A 2,534-nucleotide genomic window follows, 5' to 3' on the forward strand; every position below is an offset into this window, starting at 1 on the left:
CCCTCATAGTACCGTCGAAAGCGGGGAACCGTGGCCAGCGGAACCCGGTCGAGGGAAGGGGGGCGTCACATGTCGGACCCACTGACGGGAAACATCGGAGGGGACCCTGAGCCCCACAAACGTGTACACAAAACAGCAGTGGATAGCCAAACAGGCGAGGGAGCACCCGGACCGGGTGCTTACGTCCCTGCACCACCTGATCGACCTTGACTGGATGTTCGAGGCGTGGGCCCTGACGCGCAAGGGTGGCGCGGCGGGCATCAACGGGCGCACGGCTGCCGACTATGAGAGGGATTTGGAGGTGAACCTTGAAAGCCTCCTGTCGCGGATCAAGTCGGGCAGCTATCATGCGCCGCCGGTGCGGCGTCACTACATACCGAAAGCAGATGGGTCGAAACGTCCTCTGGGCATTCCAACCATTGAAGACAAGGTGGCGCAACGGGCGATCTTGATGCTTCTGGAGCCGATCTACGAGCAGGACTTTCTGGACTGTTCTTTCGGCTTTCGGCCGGACCGTTCTGCTCATGATGCCTTACGCCGATTGTGCGATGGCATCATGGGACAGCGACAGTGTTGGGTGATTGATGCGGATATCTCGAAGTACTTCGACAGCATCGATCACAGGCATCTGCGCTCCTTCCTCGACCTGCGGATCACGGACGGCGTCATTCGACGCATGATCGACAAATGGCTGAAGGCAGGAGTACTCGAAGGAGACTCCCTGCAGAACTCGGCGGCTGGAACCCCGCAGGGAGGCGTGATCACTCCCTGAACGCAAAAGGTAACTTTTGTCAGCCGATGGCGATTTCCCGTTGGAAGGCGATGAAGCGTTGCCGGACGGCGGTATCGTCGTGTGCATCGGGAGCGAGTGGCGGATGATGACGGTATCGTCGTCGACCAAGACGTCTTTGACCAGCAAGCGGACAATCCTCTGGCGGTCGCTGACGTCCAGCGATTGCGCCGATGCCCGTAATTTCTGGAGGAAGGCGGCCAGCGTCTCGGCGAGACGCAGGAATGTCATGCGATCGGCGGCCTGATCGCGGATCGCCTGCAATTCTGTGCGCATGGTCTGCTCGCGGGCACGCAGTTCCGGCATGCGACGACGCAGTTCCTCCAGCGACAGGAGATCCTCCTGGTAGGCGGTCACCAGCCGTTCCATGCTCTTGCTGACGCGCACGCAGTCCCGTTCGAGAGCCTCTTGCCGCCGTTTCGTCGGCTCGACCGCACGGGCCGCGTCAAGACGCCGGTCGAGCTCGGCGCGGATCAGCGTGGGGTCCTCGATCAAGCGCATCATCTCCCGCCACACCACTTCATCGAGCAGATCCTGACGGATCGGCCGGCTGTCGCATACAGATCCGCCGAGATGGCGCCAGCTATCCGCCCCGAGGCAGCGGTAGTAGTGGATTTTACGCGCCGAACGGGGCCTTGAGGGTGAGGAAGACCTCATGGCGACGGCAGCGGGGGCGCGCCAGCTGAAGGTAACTCACAACAGCGTCGCCGACGGAGGTCACCAGGGGGTAGTATTGCGTCTTGCGCTGCTTGGACCGGGGTCACCTTGATGACCTCTCTCGTCCAATCGATGTCTTCGAGACAAAGACCGCGGACTTCGCCGCTTCGCAGTCCGTAGATCGCGAGCAGCTTTAGCACTACTTTGGCAGAATTGATTTTGGGGTCGTTTGGAACCGGATACGGCAGTGTGGACATCGTTGTGGGGGATGGTGGTTTGAGAGCGCGGCTATGACGGCGCGTCGGATGGCTGGCAGTGTCGGTTTAGGCGGGCCGCGTCTCGTCCTTTTTTCCCCGCCTTGCCTTGTGTAGGCGCTGATGTTGCAGGAAGGCATAAGCAATCATGATCATCAGTGCGTGTCGGTGGAGGCCTTGCCACGATCGGCCTTCGAAGTGATCGAGACCGAGCTCTTCCTTCATCTGCTGATGGGCCTGCTCGCAAACCCATCGGGCTTTGATGGCCGCCGCCAGCTGCTTTAATGTCGCCTCGGCTGGAAGATTGGACAGATAGTACTTGCGTTCGTCGTTAGAGCGCCACTCGCCAACCAGCCAGGCCTCCTCGCCCGGGATGTGCTGCTGTCCCTTGTCGAGGATACGCTGCGGACTGCCATCCGCAATTCGAATGCGCAGGGCAGCAAAGCGCGCGGTCAATCGGCCTTTGGTGCCGCGACGCCAACTGACTTTCCTCCATGTGGAAACTGCAAGGATCGTTTCGGCTGCTGTCGATAGCGTATCGGGGATGGAATGCTTGCGTGGCCGTCCATGACCAGCAACAGGAAAGATCAATGCGACATCATGGGGATAAGCCTTCTGATGCTTGGGAATGCCGACGGCCCAGGTGAGACCCCGCGCACTTAAACCCTGGCGAAAAGCGGCTGATAGACCATAGCCTGCATCCGCGAGCACAGTACCAAACCGAACACCTGCGGCAATCAGCCGATCAATCTCTTCGAGCGCGATCTCCGGCTTAGTGCGGGATAGGCGCGACGGCTCGGGAACGCCAGCTTTTGCCATCCGATCCTGATCAC

General features: G+C 60.4%; 2 protein-coding genes. One reads left to right on the forward strand and one right to left on the reverse strand.

Features of this window, described 5'->3' with window-relative positions; translation table 11 throughout:
- Positions 1-214: 214 nt before the first annotated feature.
- Positions 215-772 (forward strand): reverse transcriptase domain-containing protein, encoded by a 558-nt coding sequence (locus tag EOA27_RS31565; RefSeq protein ID WP_189562173.1) that lies wholly within the window; start codon positions 215-217, stop codon positions 770-772.
- Positions 773-1,770: 998 nt separating this feature from the next.
- On the opposite strand, the gene EOA27_RS31575 is transcribed toward EOA27_RS31565, so the two are convergent.
- The coding region (locus EOA27_RS31575; RefSeq protein WP_127258116.1) for an IS701 family transposase at positions 1,771-2,534 on the reverse strand (764 nt) is incomplete at its 5' end.

The sequence above is a fragment of the Mesorhizobium sp. M2A.F.Ca.ET.037.01.1.1 genome (genome assembly GCF_003998075.1).
Lineage (GTDB): Bacteria > Pseudomonadota > Alphaproteobacteria > Rhizobiales > Rhizobiaceae > Mesorhizobium.